This is a genomic window from Leptolyngbya sp. FACHB-261, from assembly GCF_014696065.1.
GTDB lineage: Bacteria > Cyanobacteriota > Cyanobacteriia > FACHB-261 > FACHB-261 > FACHB-261.
On sequence record NZ_JACJPL010000023.1, the window covers coordinates 1 to 20,948 of the forward strand.

The 20,948-nt window shown below is 52.5% G+C and carries 19 protein-coding genes and 1 pseudogene; 13 read left to right on the forward strand and 7 right to left on the reverse strand.

The features are described from left to right. Window positions 1-140 (reverse strand): annotated as a pseudogene (locus tag H6F94_RS14150) (photosystem II q(b) protein); the annotation flags it as partial. Window positions 141-351: 211 nt separating this feature from the next. On the opposite strand from H6F94_RS14150, the gene H6F94_RS14155 reads away from it, so the two are divergent. The 4 genes from H6F94_RS14155 to H6F94_RS14170 all read left to right on the forward strand — a co-directional run bounded on the left by H6F94_RS14155 (window position 352) and on the right by H6F94_RS14170 (window position 3,340). Continuing rightward, window positions 352-915, forward strand: a complete 564-nt coding sequence (locus tag H6F94_RS14155; RefSeq protein WP_190802892.1) for a photosystem I assembly protein Ycf4 — start codon at window positions 352-354, stop codon at window positions 913-915. Between the two features lie 91 nt (window positions 916-1,006). Beyond that, the gene (locus tag H6F94_RS14160; RefSeq protein ID WP_190802893.1) at window positions 1,007-1,828 is read left to right on the forward strand and encodes a peptidylprolyl isomerase; all 822 of its coding nucleotides are present in this window, start codon (window positions 1,007-1,009) and stop codon (window positions 1,826-1,828) included. An 84-nt stretch (window positions 1,829-1,912) separates the two neighbouring features. Next, the gene (locus tag H6F94_RS14165) at window positions 1,913-3,037 is read left to right on the forward strand and encodes a beta-ketoacyl-ACP synthase (RefSeq protein ID WP_313949293.1); all 1,125 of its coding nucleotides are present in this window, start codon (window positions 1,913-1,915) and stop codon (window positions 3,035-3,037) included. A 3-nt stretch (window positions 3,038-3,040) separates the two neighbouring features. Further along, window positions 3,041-3,340 carry a hypothetical protein gene (locus H6F94_RS14170; protein ID WP_190802895.1) on the forward strand — a complete coding sequence of 100 codons (300 nt, stop codon included), beginning with the start codon at window positions 3,041-3,043 and terminating at the stop codon, window positions 3,338-3,340. Between the two features lie 58 nt (window positions 3,341-3,398). Here the strand turns inward: H6F94_RS14170 and truB are convergent, their stop codons facing one another. Continuing rightward, window positions 3,399-4,307 carry a tRNA pseudouridine(55) synthase TruB gene (gene truB / locus H6F94_RS14175; protein WP_313949294.1) on the reverse strand — a complete coding sequence of 303 codons (909 nt, stop codon included), beginning with the start codon at window positions 4,305-4,307 and terminating at the stop codon, window positions 3,399-3,401. A gap of 312 nt (window positions 4,308-4,619) precedes the next feature. Between truB and H6F94_RS14180 the strand changes: the two genes are divergently transcribed. Beyond that, window positions 4,620-5,429, forward strand: a complete 810-nt coding sequence (locus H6F94_RS14180; protein ID WP_190802897.1) for a metallophosphoesterase family protein — start codon at window positions 4,620-4,622, stop codon at window positions 5,427-5,429. Between the two features lie 107 nt (window positions 5,430-5,536). Beyond that, window positions 5,537-6,643: an AI-2E family transporter gene (locus tag H6F94_RS14185; RefSeq protein WP_190802898.1), complete on the forward strand. Its 1,107-nt coding sequence runs from the start codon at window positions 5,537-5,539 to the stop codon at window positions 6,641-6,643. A gap of 74 nt (window positions 6,644-6,717) precedes the next feature. On the opposite strand, the gene H6F94_RS14190 is transcribed toward H6F94_RS14185, so the two are convergent. Beyond that, window positions 6,718-7,617, reverse strand: a complete 900-nt coding sequence (locus H6F94_RS14190; RefSeq protein ID WP_190802899.1) for a pentapeptide repeat-containing protein — start codon at window positions 7,615-7,617, stop codon at window positions 6,718-6,720. Window positions 7,618-7,829: 212 nt separating this feature from the next. On the opposite strand from H6F94_RS14190, the gene H6F94_RS14195 reads away from it, so the two are divergent. The 3 genes from H6F94_RS14195 (at window position 7,830) to H6F94_RS14205 (ending at window position 11,483) form a co-directional block, all read left to right on the forward strand. Then, a complete protein-coding gene (locus H6F94_RS14195; protein WP_190802900.1) occupies window positions 7,830-8,489 on the forward strand; it encodes a Uma2 family endonuclease in 660 nt (219 codons plus the stop codon). A 282-nt stretch (window positions 8,490-8,771) separates the two neighbouring features. Then, entirely contained in the window at window positions 8,772-10,124 is a 1,353-nt protein-coding gene (gene rimO, locus H6F94_RS14200) for a 30S ribosomal protein S12 methylthiotransferase RimO (RefSeq protein ID WP_190802901.1), read from the forward strand. 153 nt (window positions 10,125-10,277) lie between these two features. Next, window positions 10,278-11,483 (forward strand): hypothetical protein, encoded by a 1,206-nt coding sequence (locus H6F94_RS14205; RefSeq protein ID WP_190802902.1) that lies wholly within the window; start codon window positions 10,278-10,280, stop codon window positions 11,481-11,483. A 49-nt stretch (window positions 11,484-11,532) separates the two neighbouring features. Here the strand turns inward: H6F94_RS14205 and cysS are convergent, their stop codons facing one another. Continuing rightward, a complete protein-coding gene (gene cysS, locus H6F94_RS14210; RefSeq protein ID WP_190802903.1) occupies window positions 11,533-13,035 on the reverse strand; it encodes a cysteine--tRNA ligase in 1,503 nt (500 codons plus the stop codon). 106 nt (window positions 13,036-13,141) lie between these two features. Here cysS and crtD point away from each other — a divergent pair, with 106 nt between their 5' ends. Next, complete coding sequence (gene crtD, locus H6F94_RS14215; RefSeq protein ID WP_190802904.1) at window positions 13,142-14,650, forward strand: C-3',4' desaturase CrtD; 1,509 nt, start codon at window positions 13,142-13,144, stop codon at window positions 14,648-14,650. 17 nt (window positions 14,651-14,667) lie between these two features. On the opposite strand, the gene H6F94_RS14220 is transcribed toward crtD, so the two are convergent. Then, window positions 14,668-15,270, reverse strand: coding sequence for a chromophore lyase CpcT/CpeT (locus H6F94_RS14220; RefSeq protein ID WP_190802905.1), 603 nt, complete (start codon window positions 15,268-15,270; stop codon window positions 14,668-14,670). Between the two features lie 275 nt (window positions 15,271-15,545). On the opposite strand from H6F94_RS14220, the gene H6F94_RS14225 reads away from it, so the two are divergent. Continuing rightward, window positions 15,546-18,041: an EAL domain-containing protein gene (locus H6F94_RS14225; protein ID WP_190802906.1), complete on the forward strand. Its 2,496-nt coding sequence runs from the start codon at window positions 15,546-15,548 to the stop codon at window positions 18,039-18,041. Between the two features lie 70 nt (window positions 18,042-18,111). On the opposite strand, the gene H6F94_RS14230 is transcribed toward H6F94_RS14225, so the two are convergent. Continuing rightward, entirely contained in the window at window positions 18,112-19,032 is a 921-nt protein-coding gene (locus H6F94_RS14230) for a M20/M25/M40 family metallo-hydrolase (protein WP_199320435.1), read from the reverse strand. Window positions 19,033-19,312: 280 nt separating this feature from the next. Here H6F94_RS14230 and H6F94_RS14235 point away from each other — a divergent pair, with 280 nt between their 5' ends. Both H6F94_RS14235 and H6F94_RS14240 read left to right on the forward strand, forming a co-directional pair. Beyond that, the gene (locus tag H6F94_RS14235) at window positions 19,313-19,468 is read left to right on the forward strand and encodes a hypothetical protein (protein ID WP_190802907.1); all 156 of its coding nucleotides are present in this window, start codon (window positions 19,313-19,315) and stop codon (window positions 19,466-19,468) included. A gap of 73 nt (window positions 19,469-19,541) precedes the next feature. Next, window positions 19,542-20,060 carry a DUF1643 domain-containing protein gene (locus tag H6F94_RS14240; RefSeq protein ID WP_190802908.1) on the forward strand — a complete coding sequence of 173 codons (519 nt, stop codon included), beginning with the start codon at window positions 19,542-19,544 and terminating at the stop codon, window positions 20,058-20,060. On the opposite strand, the gene H6F94_RS14245 is transcribed toward H6F94_RS14240, so the two are convergent. Further along, window positions 20,039-20,905 carry a 6-carboxytetrahydropterin synthase gene (locus H6F94_RS14245; protein ID WP_190802909.1) on the reverse strand — a complete coding sequence of 289 codons (867 nt, stop codon included), beginning with the start codon at window positions 20,903-20,905 and terminating at the stop codon, window positions 20,039-20,041. The genes H6F94_RS14240 and H6F94_RS14245 overlap by 22 nt on opposite strands. Window positions 20,906-20,948 lie beyond the last annotated feature (43 nt).

Below are 20,948 nucleotides of genomic sequence, written 5' to 3' on the forward strand. Positions count from 1 at the left end.
CAGGTGGTAGCAGCTAGCAGGGTGGGGATCATCAGCACGCCGAACCAGCCAATGTAGAGGCGGTTGTTGGTGGAGGTGACCCACTCGCAGAACTGGTCCCACACGCTCACGCTGCCGCGGCGCTCAAGGGTTGCAGTCATGATTGCTTATGTCCTCTAAGGGGAAGACGAATGTTTCGTTGTTTTATATAGATAACGGAATTCTTACGAAATATCAAGCTGTTTAACATTCTTTCTCAGCAAAAGAGACCTGACCGAGAAAGACAGAACTTAAGGGAATTCCAATTTAGACGAGCAGTGCTTTACCCATATGCTTCAGAATTAAAGATGACGTGATCGAGATGTATTGCCCGTGCAAGTAGCTTCTGCGACTAGTGGCCGTCAGCTGCGCTACGCCGTGTTGGGCTCGCGTCGGCCTAGCAATTACCTTTGGGCAGCGGTGATTACCCTGGGTGGTTTGGGCTTTCTGCTGTCTGGCCTGTCTAGTTATCTCCAGATCAATCTGCTACCGTTCGCCGAGCCAACCAAGCTGATTTTTATTCCGCAAGGGCTGGTGATGGGCCTGTACGGTGTAGCCGGTCTACTACTGGCCACCTATCTGTGGCTGGTTGTCCTATGGGATGTAGGAGGTGGCTACAACGAGTTTGACCGGGATAAAGGAGAAGTCAAAATCTTCCGCTGGGGCTTCCCTGGCAAGGACCGCCGGGTCGAGCTTACTCATCCCCTCTCAGACATTCAGTCTGTGCGAGTTGACATTCGAGAAGGTCTTAATCCACGGCGGGCTCTCTACCTAAAACTGCGCGGTAAGGGTGAAATCCCCCTGACTCGCGTTGGGCAACCGCTGGCCCTTTCTGAAATTGAGGACCAAGGTGCCGATTTAGCACGCTTTTTAGGAGTGCCTCTAGAAGGGCTGTAGGATCGAGTACTGACTGTAAGCGAAAAGCGCAACCGGCTTTGGCTGAGGCTGCAAGCCGGCACATCTGCAACTGAACACAGGGACTGAACGCATGCATAAACGGGTCCAATTCTGGCGACTAGCCGTTCCGCTGGTTGTCCTCCTGCTGACATTGAGTGCCTGTCAGGCCTCTCAATCGACTGCGCAGCCTGAGGCAACAGCTGGCGTAGCAGCTTCTCCCAGTGCTGCAGCAACAGGCCCCCTCTGTTCGACTCCGCCAGTCGCTCAGCATGCAAGCCTATTGCCCTGCCTCAATGGCAAGGCAACTGTCGAAATGAAAGTGAATGGCGGCACGATCACCGTTGACCTAGACGGGGCTCAAGCACCGATCACAGCTGGAAACTTTGTAGATCTAGTCAACAAGGGGTTCTACAATGGCCTGACGTTCCATCGGGTTGTGAAAGAACCTACGCCTTTTGTAGTGCAAGGCGGCGACCCAAATGGCAATGGCACCGGCAGCTACACAGATCCCACCACTTCTCAGACTCGTTACATTCCTTTAGAAATCCGTCCAGCGGAATCCAACGCTGAGAACCAGCCTCTGCCGGTCTACAGTCAGGTATTGGATCCAGCAAGTGGTTCTGGCCCCGCCCTGCGCCATATCCGAGGCGCGATTGCCATGGCTCGCTCCCAACAACCCAACTCTGCCTCTAGCCAGTTCTACTTCACCTTGGATGACCAGGGCTTCTTAGATGGCAGTTACGCTGTCTTCGGCTTTGTAACCCAGGGAATGGAAGTTGTTGACCGCATTAAGCAGGGGGACAAGATCGAGTCGGCGCAAGTCGTCAGTGGTCTGGAAAATCTCCAGTTGCCTGGAGGCGGTGCTGCCACCCCTGGGGCTACTTCGCCAACGGCCTCACCTAGCACTCCCTAAGCTGAGCCTGTTGCAGCAAATGTAGAGGCAACTTTGGGACTCAAGTCAGGAGGGAGCCCGACAAGCTCCTGCGAAGAAATCGTCGTGACTGGCCTAGGCATCGCTTGCGCACTAGGAGATAAAACTACCTCAGTGTGGTCTCGACTGCTCCTAGGAGAGTCTGGAATTGAGACGCAACCAGTCATAACTGGGCCAGGGCAAGCAAGAACTCTACCGCTAGCAAGTCTGATTAAACCCTCTAGTTCGGTGGCGGCTCTGGCCTTGCAGGTAGTGCAGCAAGCCCTTGCCGACGCTGAACTAGAGCCGCCCTTGGCCACCTGTGGTGTGGTTGTGGGCTCCAGTCGTGGCAATCAACGCATCTGGGAAACCCTGAGTAGCGGCCAACCACCTGACTTCACCCAGCATGCCTGGTTAGACTCTCTCCCTCACATGCCTGCCTTGAGCGTTGCAGGTTGGTTAGGTACAGGCGGGCCACTGCATGCGCCAATGGCAGCCTGTGCTACTGGCAACTGGGTGATTGCTCAAGCCGTGCAACTATTACAGACTGGACAGTGCCAACAAGTAATTGTTGCCGCCGCTGAGTTGCCTATTTCGCCGTTGACTGTGGCTGGTTTCTCGCAGATGGGAGTGCTAGCCTCGACTGGAGCCTATCCCTTTGATCAACAGCGCCAGGGCTTGGTTCTGGGCGAAGGGGCTGCAGCGTTAGTGATGGAAACGCAGGCATCTGCCCAAGCACGTCAGAAAAGAGGCTATGGCCGTGTGCTGGGCTTCGGCTTGAGTGCGGATGGCTATCACCGTAGCACCCCAAACCCCAATGGGCTGGCGGCAGCAACAGCTGTACGTCTTTGTCTCAAGACAGCCGGTTTACAGCCAGAAATGGTGAGTTATATCAATGCCCACGGCACCGGTACCTTACTGAATGACCAGACCGAAGCCCGGCTGATCGAACATCTTTTTCCTCCAGATGTCGCCGTCAGTTCAACTAAGGGGGCAACTGGACATACCTTAGGCGCATCGGGCTTAATCGAAGCAGTGTTCTGTCTGCTGGCGCTGAAAGACCAGACCTTACCTCCCTGTGTAGGTTTGCGAGAGCCTGCTTTTGACTTGAATTGGGTGAGAGTAGCAGGTTGCACTCCTGTAAAAGCTGCTCTCAGCTTCAGTTTCGGTTTTGGCGGGCAAAATGCTGTTGTGGCCTTTGGGGAGGTTTAAACCTTGCGGGCCCGAATCGTGGACGATGTGCTATTTCTACACCGAGAGGACGTTCCCCAATTTCAACGGGGTGGCCCAATTGTGCGCAACACCTTCTTTTGGGCACTGCGATCGATCGCAGGTCGCGCCACTACTAGTAAGGATTGGGAGTTCGAGTCAGAAGTCTGGCTAGCTTTGGCTCGAATGCTGCTTTCATTTGGCGAATCGGGCTATTTGGGCTTGAGAGAGACAACCCTAGAATTCTCAACCGAAGAAACTGGCATGATTCCTGAGGTCTTGCGCTCCGTCTCTAGCTTTAGCTGAGTTGCTTTTCTGACCCACTGACTCTGGCCATTGACCTTAAGGCGCTTTATGTAACAGTTTAGATTTCCTCACTGGGCACCGGCGGCTGAGCCGTGACCACAATCGGCTTCAGTTGCCCCTCCCGAAGCTCAGCAATCCCTAGAAAGCTGCCGTTTGCTTCGTGGACCCGCAAAGGTGTTCCGTCTGGTACTACCTCTGCTGCAACGGTGGCTGGTGGCAAGGCAATGATTTGTCCCCAAGCCCAACGACGGGCTGCATCAAACTCCAGGCTAATCGCTGTCAGGTGGCTCAATCCCTTTTCTACTGGTAGCAGACAGTCTTCGGTCGCCGCCAGTTGCTCAAAAGTTAGGCTGGTTGCCAAAGTAAAGCCACTGCTTCGGGTCCGTTGCAAGTGAGCTAGGGTGCCACCGGTGCCTAAGCGATGACCAAGATCGCGAGCAATCGAGCGAATATAAGTCCCTGGTCCACAGTCAATATCAAGATCGAGTTCAGGCAATGGTCCCGGTCGCCAACCCAGTACAGTGAGACGTTGAACGTTCACTGTGCGCGGGCTCACTTCCACCGTCTGCCCAGCGCGGGCAAGATCGTAGAGCCGTTTACCCTGCACTTGAATCGCACTGTATTGAGGGGGCACCTGTTGCAATGTGCCCTGAAAGGAGGGCAATACTGCCTCCACCTGAGCCAAAGTAAGGTGAGCCGCACTAGCACAGGGCAATTGGCTTCCCTCCAAATCATCTGTCGTTGTGGCTACACCCAAGCGGATTGTGGCTCGATAGGCCTTATCCGAGGGCAGAAAGCGCAACAGCCGAGTAGCCCGTCCAACAGCCAGGGGCAAAACCCCCGTAGCGGCCGGATCGAGAGTACCGGCATGACCCACCTGACGAGTCCCCAACAGACGGCGCACCCGTGCCACGCAATCGTGGGAGGTCAGCCCAGGAGGTTTATTAAGGTTTAGGAAACCGTGCACGGAGACAGTCCTTTCAAGAGCTTTTACAGAGCAGTACAAATGCTGCATCGAATCATCTTGGCAAAGGACAGCTCCGTTTTTTGTCAGAGCTCAAGATTTGCCTTATTTAAATTTTTAAATTTCAACCCAATTGAAGAGCAGTAACTTCAACAACTCTGCAACTTTGTGAGGTGAGTACCCCAGAATTTTGGGGAACTCTCTCTAACAAAGGTCCTTCCAGATCAGTAGATCCTGAGCCAGGATAGATGGTTAACCACGGGGAGGTGCAGCTATCAGACCAAGCCAGGCAGTTCAGCTGGGACGAGCTAGTTTATGAATTCATCTCATCAAGATTTTCCACATCAGAGCCCAGAGAGGGGCTCGCAACTCAGCAGCCCTCGCCGGTTGGTCATTGGAGATGTCCACGGTCATTATGGTGGTCTGCTTGCTCTACTCGATCTGCTACAACTGCAAGCCTCGGATCAGGTGTACTTTCTGGGAGACCTAATTGACCGAGGTCCGGCAAGTGCCCAGGTTGTAGAACTGGTGATGAGCCGAGGTTATACCTGTCTGCTAGGCAACCATGAGCAGATGTGTCTCAACGCTCTTTACGGTCGCCCGTTGTCAAACTCCTGGCAGGCCTGGTTAATGAGTGGCGGCAATGACACCCTCGATAGCTATGGTAGTAATGGCATTCCCCGGGACCATCTGGACTGGTTGAGAAACTTACCCCTGTATCTAGACCTAGATGATGTCTGGCTAGTGCATGCGGGTTTAGACCCGACCCGAGAAATTGAAGAGCAGTCTATCCAGGAGTTCTGCTGGATCCGAGAGGCATTCCATAGTTGCACTGCCCCCTACTTTCACGACAAACTGATTATCACTGGGCATACCATTACCTTTACACTGCCTGGTGTACAACCGGGCCAAATCGCTCAGGGACAAGGTTGGCTGGACATCGACACAGGGGCCTACCACCCCCGTAGCGGTTGGATGACAGCTCTAGACTTATCAACAGGCATCGTCTACCAAGTCAATGTCTTTCTGGAGCAACGCCGGAAACTACCGTTGAGTGAGTTGGTAGCAACCGTGGAGCCTAGCCGGATCGGTCGTCCCTTTCACCGCTCAGCTTTTAGGGGTTAATGCCCAACTGAATATAGAATTTCCCTCTCAGCACTGATAGTCAATGGAACTGGCTGTGGGAATATAAAGCGCAGTTGATCTGTGCGTATGGGAGTGTGAAGGGAATCATGACGCTGGCTCGCTGGATTGGTCTGATTGCCCTACTCACATCCGTTTTCATTCTTTGGCAAATTCGGCAAGTACTGCTGCTGCTGTTTGCAGCCGTGGTTCTAGCAACAGCGATTAACACGCTAGCAATGTGGCCGCAGAAGTGGGGCTTACCTCGTTTCCCAGCTTTGCTAGTAACGCTGGCTGGACTGGTTATTGTGGCCTTGGGCTTAGGAAATTTAGCTTTTCCACCCTTTGCTTCCCAATTGGCCGAGTTGCAAATGCTGCTGCCTTCTGGTCTGGCACGACTTGAGGGCCTAATCGAGAGAATGGAAACTCAAATTCCCTTTCTCTCCAGGGATACGCTGGACATTCAAAACTTTTTGCAGGGCGCTCAACCCATTGTGACCCGGGTTTTGGGTGGTGGGTTTACAGTCTTTTCTACTACGTTGGGAGTGTTGCTCAATGTGCTGCTGGTTCTGGTTCTAGCACTGATGCTGCTAGCCAATCCACGTTCCTATCGGCAGGCTTTTATCAGCTTATTTCCGTCGTTTTATCGACGTCGGATTGATACCATTCTTGACCGTTGTCAGCACGCTTTGCAGGGCTGGCTCAAAGGCATCTTGTTCAACATGTTCGTGATCACCTCGCTGAGCTTGATCGGCTTGCTGTTTTTAGGGGTTCGTTTGCCGTTAGCCAATGCAATTCTGGCAGGGCTATTAACGTTTATTCCTAATATTGGCCCAACGCTGAGCGTGATTCCGCCTGCGGTAGTGGCTTTGCTAGATGAACCCTGGAAAGCTGGAGCTGTGGTCGGGCTTTATGTTCTGATTCAACAGATAGAAAGCAACTTGCTTACGCCAGTGGTGATGGCCCAGCAGGTAGAGTTGCTGCCTGCTGTCACGCTGCTGGCTCAAGTGGTTTGTGCGGTCTTTTTTGGGTTTGGGGGTTTGCTGCTGGCATTGCCAATCACGGTAGTTTCCCAAGTCTGGCTACAAGAAGTGTTAGTTCGAGACGTGCTGGACAAGTGGCAAAAAGGCGATGACCGTCCAGTAGTTGAACTGACAAATAGCAGTACCGAAGCAGATGATTTAGCAGACAAACCAGATGGCAAACAAAAGGATTAAATGGGCAAAATTATTGAAGATTTCGAAGAGGATTTAACACCCTAATCACTAATCATTCTGTACTTTTCTGTACTTTAGGAATGGACAGTACCATCCGGCATTTGAGCACCGGTTAAATTAGCGCCCCGCAAATCTACATTGGGCATGTAGGCACCACTGAGGTCTGCATCGGCAAGATTAGCTTCGCTGAGCATTGCCATACTGAGATGGGCGCAGCAGAGGTTAGCGCCGCTCAAGCTGGCACGGTGCAAGCTGGCCTGTCTGAGGTTGGCTTCGCTCAGGTCAGCTCCGTTGAGGTTCGCCCGCCGCAGATCTGCTTCTCGCAGAATTGCCAGACTTAGATCGGCTCGTACTAAGTCAGTTTCACTGAGATTTGCTTTTTTCAAATTAGCGTTGCTGAGATCGGCACCGCTGAGATTAGCCCGTCGCAAGTTGACCCCACTCAGATTGACGCCGCTGAGATTGGCGCCAACCAAGTTGGCACCTACCAGGTTGGCACCTACCAGGTTGGTGTGGCTGAGATCAACATCGATTAGGTTAGCCTCGCTCAAGTTAGCGCCAATCAGGTTAGCCTTTCGCAAGTCGGCTCCATTCAGGTTGGCCTGGCGCAGATCGGCACCGCTAAGGTTCGTTGCCGTGAGATTGGCACCCACTAGACCTGCGCCGCTTAAGTTGGCACTGCTCAGATCAGCCTCACTCAGGTCGGCTTCGGTCATATCCGCTTGGCGCAAGCTTGCACGCCTCAGCAGAGCTTGTCGCAGAACTGCTCGGCGCAGGGTAGCCCGTCGCAAGCTTGCCAAACTCAAGTCGCTACCGCTGAGATCAGCGCCGTTCAGGTTCGCCTGATTCAAGTTTGCCCGGCTCAGCTTAGTGCCAATTAGGCAGACCAAACTCAGGTTCGCCCAGCTCAGAGACACTCCTGGGAAAGTGCGCTCTCCAGATGCATACCGTCTCAGTAGGTCTTCAGCTGACATTATGCTAGGGGCTAATCTTTCACAGACTTCAAGGATTTAGCCTGCGCTCAGGAGTGCTGCCCCCCAGATTTGACCGAGTCGCTTAATAACCGCTAGTTTGACCGGTCTATGAACAAAGAGATCCAGCGCCTTGAGGGTATCTGCGATACTCCAAAGAGGACAGAAGTCTTCCCGTTGCGCTGGAGCTTTTGTAGGCGAGAGGTTTAAACAAAATGGTTAATCTGCCTGCTACTGCCCAAAACTTGCAAACAGATACCTGGATTAAAGCAACCTGGGAAGAGTTTCTGGCGTTGGAAAATGACCCAAGCTGGGCTGAGGGCAAATTTTACTATGACCAAGGTTATTTAAGAATCGAAACGTCACCCCTAGGCTTTGCTCATAGTCGGGATAGCTCGATCATCTCCACGGCAATCATTTTGTTCGCGGCCCTTAAGAACCTCCGCATCGTTGAACTGACCAACGCTAGTTTCAGAAAAGCAGGAGCGCAAGAGTGTCAGCCTGATACTGCTTTTTATATCGGCGCAGACTTTAGTCTGCCTCCTCGTAACAATGAACCTGTTAATCTTGACGAGTTTGACCCACCGACCCTAGTAATCGAAACAGCTGCCTCCTCTCTGAACGACGATCTTGGCCGCAAGCGCCTTCTTTACGAACGCTTGGCAGTTCAGGAATACTGGGTGGTTAATGTCAATACTGAAGAGGTGATTGCCTTCTCTATTGCTAATGGCCGGAGTGGTCAAGTTCAAGAATCTGAAGTCTTACCCGGCTTGTCAATTTCCTTGATTGAAGAAGCCCTCAAACGTAGCCAAACCGAAGATGATGGAGCAATCACGCGTTGGTTGCTTGAAACCTTCAAGGGAGCATCTATTTGAATTAGAAAGCAATACTTTCTGATGCAAAAACGATGCGCTTTATCAGATTGACCAATCTCGCTCTCTGCAATAGATGAACAGTGACTAGAGAGCTTTAGGATCAATACTCAACTCAGATAATCTGATGGCTGACTGCTCCACTTGTTGGCACTCCTAGTCCCTGTAGCGGACTGTAGTAGGCCACGGCAAACTCCCTTCTTGCCTTGGGCGCTTATTTCCGCTATGAGGTTTGGGCTTGCGTTACGCTAGAAAAGCTGCAATTTCCCAGAGCTATCGCCTTCTATGGGCACCAAACCCACCATTGCCATTTCCCACTTGGGCTGCGAGAAAAACCGCGTCGATACAGAACACATGCTCGGCTTGCTGGTGCAAGCAGGCTATCAGGTTGATAGCAACGAAGAACTCGCTGACTACGTAGTGGTCAACACTTGCAGCTTTATCCAAGCGGCCCGGGAAGAGTCGGTGCGCACGCTGGTAGAAATGGCCGAAGCTGGCAAGAAAGTTGTAATCACCGGCTGCTTGGCGCAGCACTTCCAAGACGAACTGCTCGAAGAACTACCAGAAGCCGTGGCTGTAGTAGGAACGGGAGATTACCACAAGATTGTAGAGGTGATCGAGCGAACGGAATTAGGTGAACGGGTCAAGGAAATCTCAGCTGAGCCGACCTACATTGCCGATGAAACCGTACCCCGTTACCGCACTACCAACGAGGCTATCGCCTATTTGCGCGTGGCTGAGGGCTGCGATTACCGCTGCGCCTTTTGCATCATTCCGCATCTGCGTGGTAACCAGCGCTCACGCACCATCGAGTCACTGGTGACTGAAGCCAAGCAACTGGCGGCAGAGGGTGTACAAGAGCTACTCCTGATCTCGCAAATCACCACCAACTACGGCCTAGACATCTACGGCAAGCCCAAACTAGCTGAGCTGTTAAGGGCGCTAGGTGAAGTAGACATTCCCTGGATTCGGATGCACTACGCCTATCCAACCGGACTGACGCCAGACGTGATTCGCGCCATCCAGGAAACGTCCAACGTGTTGCCTTATCTGGATCTGCCGCTCCAGCATTCGCACCCTGAGGTGCTGAGAGCGATGAACCGTCCCTGGCAGGGCCAAGTCAATGACAGCATTATCGAGCGCATCAAAACGGCATTGCCCAACGCCACATTGCGTACCACCTTTATCGTTGGCTTCCCTGGCGAAACAGACGAGCACTTCGAGCACCTGCTGGAATTTTTGGAACGCCATGAGTTCGATCACGTTGGCGCCTTTACCTTCTCGCCAGAAGAAGGTACACCGGCCTTCAGCTTGCCCAACCAGCTACCACAAGCCGTCATGGATGAGCGACGCGATGCGCTGATGGCGCTCCAGCAGGAAATCTCCTTGAAGAAAAACCAGCAACAGGTGGGCAGAACGGTTCAGGTCTTGATTGAGCAAGAAAATCCTGAGACTGGCGAGTTCATCGGACGCTCAGAGCGTTTTGCGCCAGACGTGGATGGACTAATCTATGTGCAATCGCAAGATGCAGAGATTCGCCTGAATAGCTTTGTGCCGGTCACCATTACCCACGCAGATGCCTACGATCTGTTTGGTCATGTAGCCACTGCAGCATCACTGCTGCGTCCAATGGTTTAAGCTAGCGACTGAAGGCTGTAGTCAGCTTTACAGTGTGGGGACAACGACGGATGGTATGTCTCACTGCGAGCATTCATCGCCATCATCCGGCCCTAGGATTAGCAAGTGAGCGAGACAACTCTCGGATTAGAGGTCAGGCCAAGGGAATCTCCGGTGAATGAACAACCCCCGGTGAGTGAGCATACCCTAACCAGCAAGCACATCGTCCTGTTAGACCAGCCGGACCCATTCCAGCAGCGTTTATGGCAGGCGGCCCTGGCAGCGCAGGAAGCGCAGGTAATCAATCGGGAGGGTCAGGAACCCGTGGAGTCGCTGCTGGTGCGTTACCGCCCACAGTTGCTGATTCTGGACATGAACTCGACCTACCGGGCTGAGTTGAATCCCTATTCCTTCTGCCGTCAGTGCCGACACCTTTATTCAGATTTGCATATTCTGCTCACGAACCATCGCAAGCCCCAGATTGAAAATGTTGAGGTGCGCTGGGCCAAGTACCAGGGTGCTGTCGGCTTACTACCTGGCTTTCGCCGGGTTAGTGATGTGATTTATGCAGCTCGCCTAGTCAATGAATTGTGCCTGGGCGGTGCGCCGCTTGATTCGACCACCTTAAAGCGCTACATCAGTCAGGCAACGCAGGAAGCGAGAAGCAGGGATCAAACGGTAGGTGAAATAGAGCCGATTGGTCGCTCTGTCCCTAAATACCCAGAGCTGGTTGATCAACGACCGCTTCCTCAGATCTCGTTGGTCCCTAAACCAGCAGGTACTCCGGCTCCCAGGCCAATTTCTAGCTTGCGGCCTCCTCTGTTCGGCCTGAACTCGGTTGCTAAGCCACCAGAGGAACCAGAGGTTCTAAAGGACTCTTTAGCAACCGGACCTCAAGATGGCTCTGAGGATGATCCACTAGCGTCTATGGTTGAGCTGCTCAACGAAACCTATCCTAGCCAACCAGGCACTCCGCCAACTCAGTCCACTCAGGAGTCTGCCCCCAAGCTTAGCTTTGGACAAAACTCTGCCTCGAATGGTTCTGGCTCAGGCCTTAAACCAAATCCCCGTCGCTCACAATCCAGCAATGGTTCGTTGCCGGTACAACCCGATTCAGCGTTGACGGCACGTCCCCCTAGGCATGAGCCCAGTTCGCCAGCCAGCAAAACCCGCCTGATGTTCCGGGGCCGTCCGATTGAGCCCGATGAGATTGAGCCAGAGAACATCCCTGCGGCTCCAACTATCCCTCCGGCTCCGGCCCCTCCGGCTGCGGCCCTGAATAGCACCCCCATCGAACCTGTACGGCCACCTGAGCCAAAACCAGCCCCCGAGAAGCGAAGTGTGATGCGCTTTCTCAAGCGCCTCCGTCCTAACGACTAAGCAACGGGTAAGTCGGCATGAGAGCCCAGGCGAAAGTCAGTGAAGTCGCTTAGCTATCCTGCCAATGCCAGAGAGTAGTGCCGTCGGGCTGGTCAGTGAGGAGCACACCCTGAGCAGCTAGCTCCTGACGAATACGGTCAGCTTCGGCAAAGTTGCGAGCTTTACGAGCAGCGGCTCGTTGGCCAATGAGGGATTCTATCTCGGAGTTACTGAGCGGGCGCCCAGCAATGCCCGCCGTCGCTGGACCTGCAGTTGCGCTTATTTCACCAGTAGGAATTTCACTAGTAGAACGGACTTCCAGCCCCAAAGCCTTTGCTAAATCAATCAACGTGCGCCATTGTCGCCCTAGCACATCGGTTGAGGCGTCTGTTTTACCTTGATGAATCAAAAGATTGCCCTGCCGATTTAACTCCTTAGCTAACTCAAACAAGACAGAGAGAGCTATCGAGGTGTTGAAGTCATCGTCCATTGCCTCCCTGAAGCGGCTTACAGCTTCGGAGTCTAAGTCTGCTTCAAGTGCGTTCTCGGATAGGTCGAGTTGTTTTGAGAAGCGACTACCGAATAGGAGCGCTGATTCTAGAGTGCGCCAGCCACTTAAAGCAGCATCTAAACCCTCCTGGGTAAAGTCAACCGGCTTGCGGTACTGGGCTTGGCAGACGAACAGGCGGAAAGCCATCGGGTCATAAGAGGCCAGAAGATCGCGGGCGGTGCGGAAGTTGCCCAGGGATTTGGACATCTTCTCGCCATCGATATTGATGAAGCCGTTGTGCAGCCAATAGCGGGCCAAGGGCTTGCCAGTCACAGCCTCGCTTTGGGCAATCTCGTTCTCGTGGTGCGGAAATTGCAGATCGACGCCACCAGCATGGATGTCAATCGTTTCACCTAGCGTGTCGCGCACCATTGCTGAGCACTCGATGTGCCAGCCCGGTCTTCCTGGTCCCCAAGGCGACTCCCAAGCAGGCTCACCTGGCTTGGCAGACTTCCACAAAGCAAAGTCAAAGGGATCCTTCTTGCACTCGGCTTCCTCTTCGACATCGACCCGACCACTGGCACCGGCTTGCATGTCCTCAAGCTTGCGGCCTGAGAGCTTGCCGTACTCGGGAAACTGACGTACCGCATAGTAGACATCGCCACCGGCAGGGTAGGCGTAGCCCCCTTGCTCCAACTCATGGATTAGACGTTGGATCCCATCTAGCGAGTGAGTAGCGCGGGGGTACTCGTCAGCCCGCATGATATTCAAGCGATCGGCATCTTCAAAGTAGGCAGTGATGTAACGCTCGGCGATCTCCTGCATGGGGACCCCTTCCTCAGTAGCCCGCTTGAGGATTTTGTCGTCGATATCAGTGAAGTTCTGCACATAGTGAACGTCGTAGCCTCGCCATTTGAGATAGCGACGGATGACATCAAAGGCAACAAAGGCACGGGCGTTACCCACGTGAAAGTAGTTGTAGGCAGTAATGCCGCAGACATACATGCTCACTCGACCGGGCTTCAACGGCTCGAAAGGCTCTTTGCGGCGCGAGAGGCTGTTGTAGACAGCGAGGGACGACATGGGTACTCAAGAGGGTGATTATTTCGAGGCTACCACTGGCTCCTAGTCTCAAGCTGCAATTCGCTTCTACACTAAGAAGTATTGCAAAGTGTAAAGGAATTTTCAGGTGGCAAAGTCGCGTGAAAAGGTAGTGGTGGTTGGCGCTGGTATCGGCGGACTCACAGCGGGAGCGCTGCTCGCTAAGCGTGGCTATGAGGTCATCATTTTTGATCAAGCGCTCGTGCCAGGCGGCTGTGCTTCTACCTTTAAGCGACGAGGCTTCACCTTCGATGTTGGGGCGACTCAGGTTGCCGGGTTGGAGCCGGGGGGCATCCACCACCGCATCTTCAGCGAACTGGGTGTAGAGCTGCCCGAAGCTACAGAGTGCGATCCAGCCTGTGCTGTGTTTCTACCCGGCGAACGGGAGCCAATTTCAGTGTGGCGCGACCCAGAGCGCTGGCGGGCCGAGCGGCAACGGCAGTTTCCTGGCAGCGAACCGTTTTGGCAACTTCTAGAGAGCCTGTTTACTCACAGCTGGGCATTCCAAGCTCGCGACCCGGTTTTACCACCTCGTAATCTGTGGGATCTGGGGCAATTAGTGCAGGCCCTACGCCCTGACACCCTGCTGACCGTGCCCCACACCTTCTCAACCGTGGGCGATGCTTTGGCAGGCTACGGCCTACAGGACAATCAGCGTCTGCGTACTTTTCTCGATTTACAACTAAAACTTTATTCCCAAGTTGATGCCAGTGAGACAGCTCTGCTCTACGCAGCAACAGCTTTGGGGGTTTCACAGGCACCACAGGGGTTGTATCACCTACAGGGTAGTATGCAGGTGCTCTCTGACCGTCTGGTTACAGCGCTGGAGACCTATGGTGGCAAGTTATTGATGCGCCATAGCGTTGAGGCTATCCACACTCAGCAAGGGCAGGCGACTGGCGTTGGTGTGCGTAGCCAAAAGACGGAGGATGTCTGGACCGAGGCGGCTGACCATGTGGTTGCCAATGTCACGGTGCAGAATTTGGTAAAGCTGCTGGGCGAGCAAGCACCCCAAGGCTACACGCAGCGCGTCGAAAAGCTACCGTCAGCTAGTGGGGCCTTTGTCGTTTATCTGGGTGTGGAGGAGCGGGCGATTCCACAAGCCTGCCCGCCTCACTTGCAATTTCTCTACGACTACGAGGGACCGATTGCGGAGAATAATTCTTTGTTTGTTTCGGTCAGTCATCCTGGCGATGGGCGAGCCCCAGCGGGCAAGGCCACCATTACGGCTTCCTCCTTTACCGATGTGGCGGCTTGGGACCGGTGCCTTGACTATGCCGCAATGAAGCAGTGCTACACCGAGAAAGCCATAGCACGCCTGGGTCAGTATTTTGACCTGAGGGAGGAAAATCTCGTGCATGTGGAGGCGGCAACACCACGCACCTTTGCTCACTACACCGCCCGTGAGCAGGGAGTCGTTGGCGGCATTGGTCAACGGGTGCCAACCTTTGGTCCTTTCGGCTTTGCGACCCGCACACCTATCAACCATCTGTGGCTGACCGGCGATAGCACTCATCCAGGAGAGGGCACCGCAGGCGTGAGCTACTCGGCGCTAACCGTGGTTCGGCAGATTGAGGCCCAGAGCACTGGGTTGTAAGGCGGCAGGCTCTTGCCCTAGAGGGGTAACTCGCCAGCGAAGTCTTGGCGCTTTACAAACTCATAGGGTCCCATCATGGCTCCCCACAGTACCTTGCCAGTTTCCGGGTCCACTCCTCGGTCATAGCTACGAAATTGCTGGACACTGGCTTCAAAACCGAGGATGACCTGACGCTGTTCCCCCTGGTATTCGAAGTAGCACTTGGTTTCGGAGGGGGACTCAGCGTAAAAAACTCCGTTACGCTCAGCCACAGTGAGCACACAGCCGGGTAGCAGTTGCAGTTCGCTGAGGTTGACCTGCGCCAAGCGATCTAAATCGGCTCCTGCTCCCTGAACGGCGTCTGGCTCTTTAAAGGCGAAATACTGTACTTGAATTGAGCCTTGCTGTTCCTGCAGGGTCAATATGCGTTGGCGGTAAGGGTTTTGTAAGTAGAGCGCATTGGCCTGCTCAGCAAACAGGGCTAGATTCCCGTTCAATAATTGCGGCAAGGGGCGTTGCCATAGGCGCAGATGTACAAACCAGGTTGGGGCATCCAAAGCCTGAACCGAGTTTTCAAACTCCCCCGCCAAGCAGCGAGCCAAAATCGAGAGCGATTCGGAATTTTGGGTGAAGCCAGTCACGCTATTAGTAAAAGTTCTATAAAGGAACAGCCTAAGTCTATAGCTTTAAGTTTCCAGTGTATGTATTGGCAAGGCAGAAACTCAAGGCGACAACGAGTAGCAATAAAAAGTAGTAATAAAAAGATTACAGCAGAATTTTGGAAAACCAGCGATTGAGCGGATCGCAAGTCGTGGTGTTGGATTTTAAGCTAATAGAAGATTTGGCACCATCTCCTGGTTTCACTGCTGTGAACGTGCAGGCAGGGCGGTCTCGTTATCTGAATTTGGATTAAATCATGTTGAATCAGGAATATACGTATGCGTCTATGGACACAATCGTCGGTGGTGAGCAACAAGTTCGCCATTTATTAGTTATTGAATACAGTCAGGGCAAGCAAATTATTTCTCTTGAGGAATCCACCTATTCTATTGGCCGCGATCCTAGTAATTCTATTGTCCTACATTCAAAGGAAGTATCACGCCAACACGCGACTCTTCTCCGGTTGACCAATCCTAAGACGACTCACTATTCATTCCGGATTATTGATAGCAATTTACAGGGCAAGCGCAGCACTAATGGCTTATTCGTCAATGGCCAGCGCTGCTTTTCTCACAGCTTAAAACATGGAGATGTCGTCGTCTTTGGAGGTGCGATTAGGGCTAAGTATTACATTGCCCAAAATTTGTCTAATGAAGAAATCTTACAGAACTGTGGGCCTGAAGATATTTCTGGGTTTTTGGGCACCTTCAGCGATTCTTCTCAAATGCTAGGACTTTCGAACGCTGAGCTAGACAACTTCGATGAGGCAGCTCTGCTGCGCCTAGCCTCTTTTCCAGAACTCATTCCCAATCCGATCTTTGAGATTCTTCCAAGTGGCGAGCTTACCTACCTCAATCCAGCAACCAATCGGCAATTTCCAGATCTAAGACGGATGGGATTAAAGCATCCCATTCTCACAGGCTTGTTGCCAATTTTCGAGAGCAGGAAGGGCAAGTATTTTGTTCGAGAGGTTGAAGTTGGCAATCAAGTCTTTAAGCAGTTTGTTCATTGCATCTACGAAAGTGACTTAATCCGTAGCTGTGTGATTAACATAACCAAGCAAAAGCGAACTGAGGAAGCCTTATACAGAAGTGAAACCAAGAACCGAGCGATTTTGAATGCCATCCCTGATTTAATGCTTCAGCTCAGTAAAGATGGAACTATTTTAGAGTTTAAACCAGCTAAAGACTATAACTTATCTGTCCCATCCAGCGAACGGGTCGGCAAAAATCTCCGCGATATTCTGCCCTTGGACGTGGCGGAGCAAGCTATCCACTATATTAAGCAAGCACTACACACCCACGAAACTCAGGTTTTTGAGTACCAACTAGCGCTTTTAGATGAGTTACGCCACTATGAGGTGCGCATTGTCGTAAGCTCTGACCATGAAGTGTTAGCCATCGTGCGTAACATTACCGAGCGCAAGCAATTTGAGGAGAGATTGCTCTACGATGCCCTCCACGATACACTAACAGGCCTTCCTAACCGTACTCTGTTGATGCAGAGGCTAGCTCAGGTCATCGAGCAAACGAAAGAATTTAAAAATCAACGCTTTGCTGTGCTATTTGTCGACCTAGATCGCTTCAAGTTTGTGAACGACAGCTTGGGGCATATCTTGGGCGATCAACTTTTAATTGCAATCTCTCGTCGTTTCGAAACTTGCTTACGAGCTGGAGATACTGTCGCTCGGCTAGGTGGCGATGAGTTTGCAATTCTGCTGGAAAATATTAACGGGTCAAACGACGCGACCTGTGTTGCCGAGCGGATCCAAGAAGAACTGGCCTTGCCATTCAACTTGAACAACCATGAGGTCTTCATCACAGCTAGCGTTGGCATTGTTTTGGAAACAACTAATTACGAAAAGCCTGAAGAGTTGCTGCGTGATGCGGATACAGCCATGTATCACGCTAAATCTTTGGGCAAGGCACGTTACAACATTTTTGACCAAGCTATGCATGCTCGAGTTCTAGCACTCCTTCAGCTCGACAATGACTTGCGGCGCGCCGTTGAACGCCAAGAATTCCAGGTTTATTATCAACCCATTGTTTCTTTAACAACTGGTCGGATTACAGGTTTTGAAGCCTTGGCTCGCTGGCAGCATCCTAGTAAAGGTATGATTCTGCCCAGTGAATTTATCCAATTGGCAGAAGAAACAGGATTGATCGTACCGATCGGTGAGTGGGTACTTCATGAAGCCTGTTATCAGGCTAGTCTGTGGCAAGCCCGTTTTCCATCTCCCTTAACGATTAGCGTTAATTTGTCAGGTCGGCAACTCACACAACCGGATCTCGCTAGCAAGATTAGCCAAATTCTCCAGCGGACAAATCTCGCTCCCTCTAACTTGAGATTAGAGATGACCGAGAGCGTGATCATGGAGAATACACAGCTTGCAACTGACGTGCTACTGCAATTGAAGGCACTGGATGTTCAGTTGTGCATTGATGATTTCGGAACGGGCTATTCGTCTCTTAGCTATTTACATCGTTTCCCGGTCAATTCTCTCAAAGTGGACCGTTCTTTTGTCAACGACATAGATACTGATGCAGAAAATTGCGGCATTGAGATCACCCGAACAATTATGATGTTAGCTCACAAGCTCAACATTGATGTGGTCGCCGAAGGCATCGAAACAGCTGAGCAGTTAGCCCATCTCAGATCGCTCAATTGTCAATACGGACAGGGTTACTTTTTTGCCAAACCCTTGAATATCCAGGCAGCTGAGGCTCTACTCATAGACCAACCCAGTTGGTAGCTCACGGCCAAAGGTGAAATAGGGCAGTCAGTTGCAAGGAACAGATTCATTCAGCCAAGGCATTGGTTGCTTAAGGTGTTGGGATATTCACCGGTGTAGCTTCGGTAGGCGCAGTTGACTCCAGCAGCGCAGTCGTGGCATTGATCACCAGTTGTGCAGCCCCGGCAAGAAATTTAGAGTCCAAAGTTCCGATGGTGTCACTGGGCTGATGGTAATGGGGGCTACGCAGGTTGGCGGTGTCGCTGACGAGGAGCGCCCCGATACCTTTCAACCAAAAAGGCGCATGATCACTACGCAAAGTATCAGGCAGCAAAGCCCCACGCAGGGGAACCGGCAGAGTCAGAACTGGTGGTAGGTCTGGTGGCATTGAGGCTGCTTGAAACGGCTTTAGCAGAGGCGAGTGTTCTAGGTCTCCAAGCACGGCCAGAAAATCGCCTTGGTCGCGCAGAGGTAGCGGCGGTAGCCCGTCTGGATAGCGCTGGCAACCGGGGCTACGACAGGCAAAGCCAATCATGTCCAGGACAATGACCCCACGCAGATCTTCTAGGAGCGAACGGTTGCCAACAAAGGCTCGGCTACCGAGCAGTCCTGCCTCTTCGCGATCAAAGAATGCCACTTGCAAACTACGGGCTGTGGGCCGGGAACGAAGCAAACGAGCTACCTCCAGCACTACAGCCAGTCCGCTAGCATTGTCATCTGCACCCGGTGAGCCAGGAACTGTGTCGTAGTGGGCTGCAACCAAAATCGCCCCGGCGGTAGGGTCAGTACCAACCCGTTGAGCCAAGAGATTAACACCCGTCTCAAAAGGCAATGACAACGGCGACCAACCCAACTGCTGCAAGGTCCGAACCAGGTAAGCGCGGGCTTGTTCACGCTCAGCCTGTGTGTAACGCTCTGAGGCTAGGGCAGTAATATGGCCAAAGAGGCTGTCAGCATCCACTAGGGGAGGGTTGGTGATGGGATACCTGACCTCATCTGAGGGGGGAGACAAAGGTGTCGTTTGGCTTGAAGGGGCCGGAACTGAAGCCTGAGGATCTGAGCTGCCTTGTAGAAGGTGAGGTCTGTACGTCGCTAAACCAATTGCCAAACCAAGAGCCATAGTTGCTAACACCCCCCAAAGCCAGCGCTTCACCCACCTGTCCCCCACAGCTTTTTTGTCCTCTTTCCCAAGCGCACCACAAAAGCCCTCAGACTAGCAACCATCCGGAAGTTGAAACAAGGCGGATGAAAGCATGGAGTGACCTTCTCAACTTGTAGGATCGGTCAGAGACATGGGAGCTAAAAACAAGCATCGCCAGAAGATCGATACCTTACAAACCGTAGTATCCAGTTTGCAACTGAAGATTGCGACTCTAGAAGGCCAGTTGATGGCAACCCTAGAGCGACTCAAGCAGGTCGAAAATCAGCAGGAAACGTCTGAGCTATGACAGCATAATCGAGATTAAATCAGCAGCTAAATCTAGCTTAATCAGCTGTCACTCATCGCCGAAACCGAGAGCTGTGAACACAGGCGCTACTTTCGATTCGACTGGACATTATCGCTATAACCTATGGCGAGAGTGGAATGAAGGCCCTCGTCTAGTGTTTGTGATGCTGAACCCCAGCACAGCTAACGAAACCAAGAACGATCCCACGATTCGTCGCTGTATTGGCTTTGCCCAGGCTTGGGGATATGGGGCTGTCGAGGTCGTAAACTTGTTTGCCTATCGCTCAACCCGACCCGAGCAATTGAGCCGCGTTGCGGATCCGATTGGGCCAGAAAATGATCGCTATTTGTTAGCCGCTCAAGAACGAGCCCAAATGCTTTTGTTTGCTTGGGGAAATCAAGGAGTCTTACAACAACGCCATCAGGCAGTTTTGAAGTTGCTCCGACCCAGATTTCAATCCTGCAAGCCGTCCTACGAGTTGGGTTACTGCTTGGGCATGACACAAGTAGGCCAGCCTCGCCACCCTCTTTATGTGAGAAGCGAGACTGCCCCCATTCCTTACCAATGGGCTCAAGCCAAAACGGGCTCTTGAGCTGCTAATTCTGGCTTGAGAACGCTAGGGCTGGGGCCATAGACTTCAGCAGAATTGTTGGGGCTTTCAATCAGTTTGATGCAGTGTAGTTCTGCGCCCAGTTCCCGAATTGGGACAGTCAACAAATCCCGAATGTGCACAGCAATATTCTCAGCCGTTGGCACAACCTCAGCAAAGTAGGGAATATCTTTGTTGAGAAAAGTGTGGTCGAAGGGCTCCACAACATAGTCCTCAACCGCTTTTTGCAAGGCAACCAAATCAGCAACCATGCCCGTACGCGGATCTAAGTTGCCTTTGATCGTCACTTCCAAATGGTAATTGTGGCCGTGGCCGTGAGGACGAGCACACTTGCCGTAGATCTCACAGTTTTCTTCATAGCTCAAATGGGGCAGAGCTAAACGATGGGCGGCACTGAAGTGAGTGCTGATGCTCAGAAAAGCTTCCATGTTATTTCCTCGGTATTCAGCCCAAAGTTCGGGATGCTCAAATACTTGAACGCGGACGATCGGCAGGTGGGGAGCTAAGCGTTGCCAAATTACGCGAGCGATATTTTCGGTGGTGGGCAATGTTTGCTCAAACTCAGGCCAAACCTCATTCAAATACGAGAAGTTGAGAGGCTTAGTCACTTCCCGCTTGATCACCTGCTTGACATCCGACAGGTTCAAAACCATGCCGTACTCGTCCAGGTCGCCTTCCATCGCCACATAGAGCACGTAATTATGGCCGTGGCCAGGAAAGCGTCCGACTGGGCCAAAACGCTTCTGGTTCTCCTCATCGCCTAGTTCGGGTAACCAGTAGCGGTGGCTCGCCGAGAACTCAGCACGGCGGTTGATAATACACTTCATGCAGCACCGGGTTAGGGCATTTTGTAAAGTTCTGCAACCATTC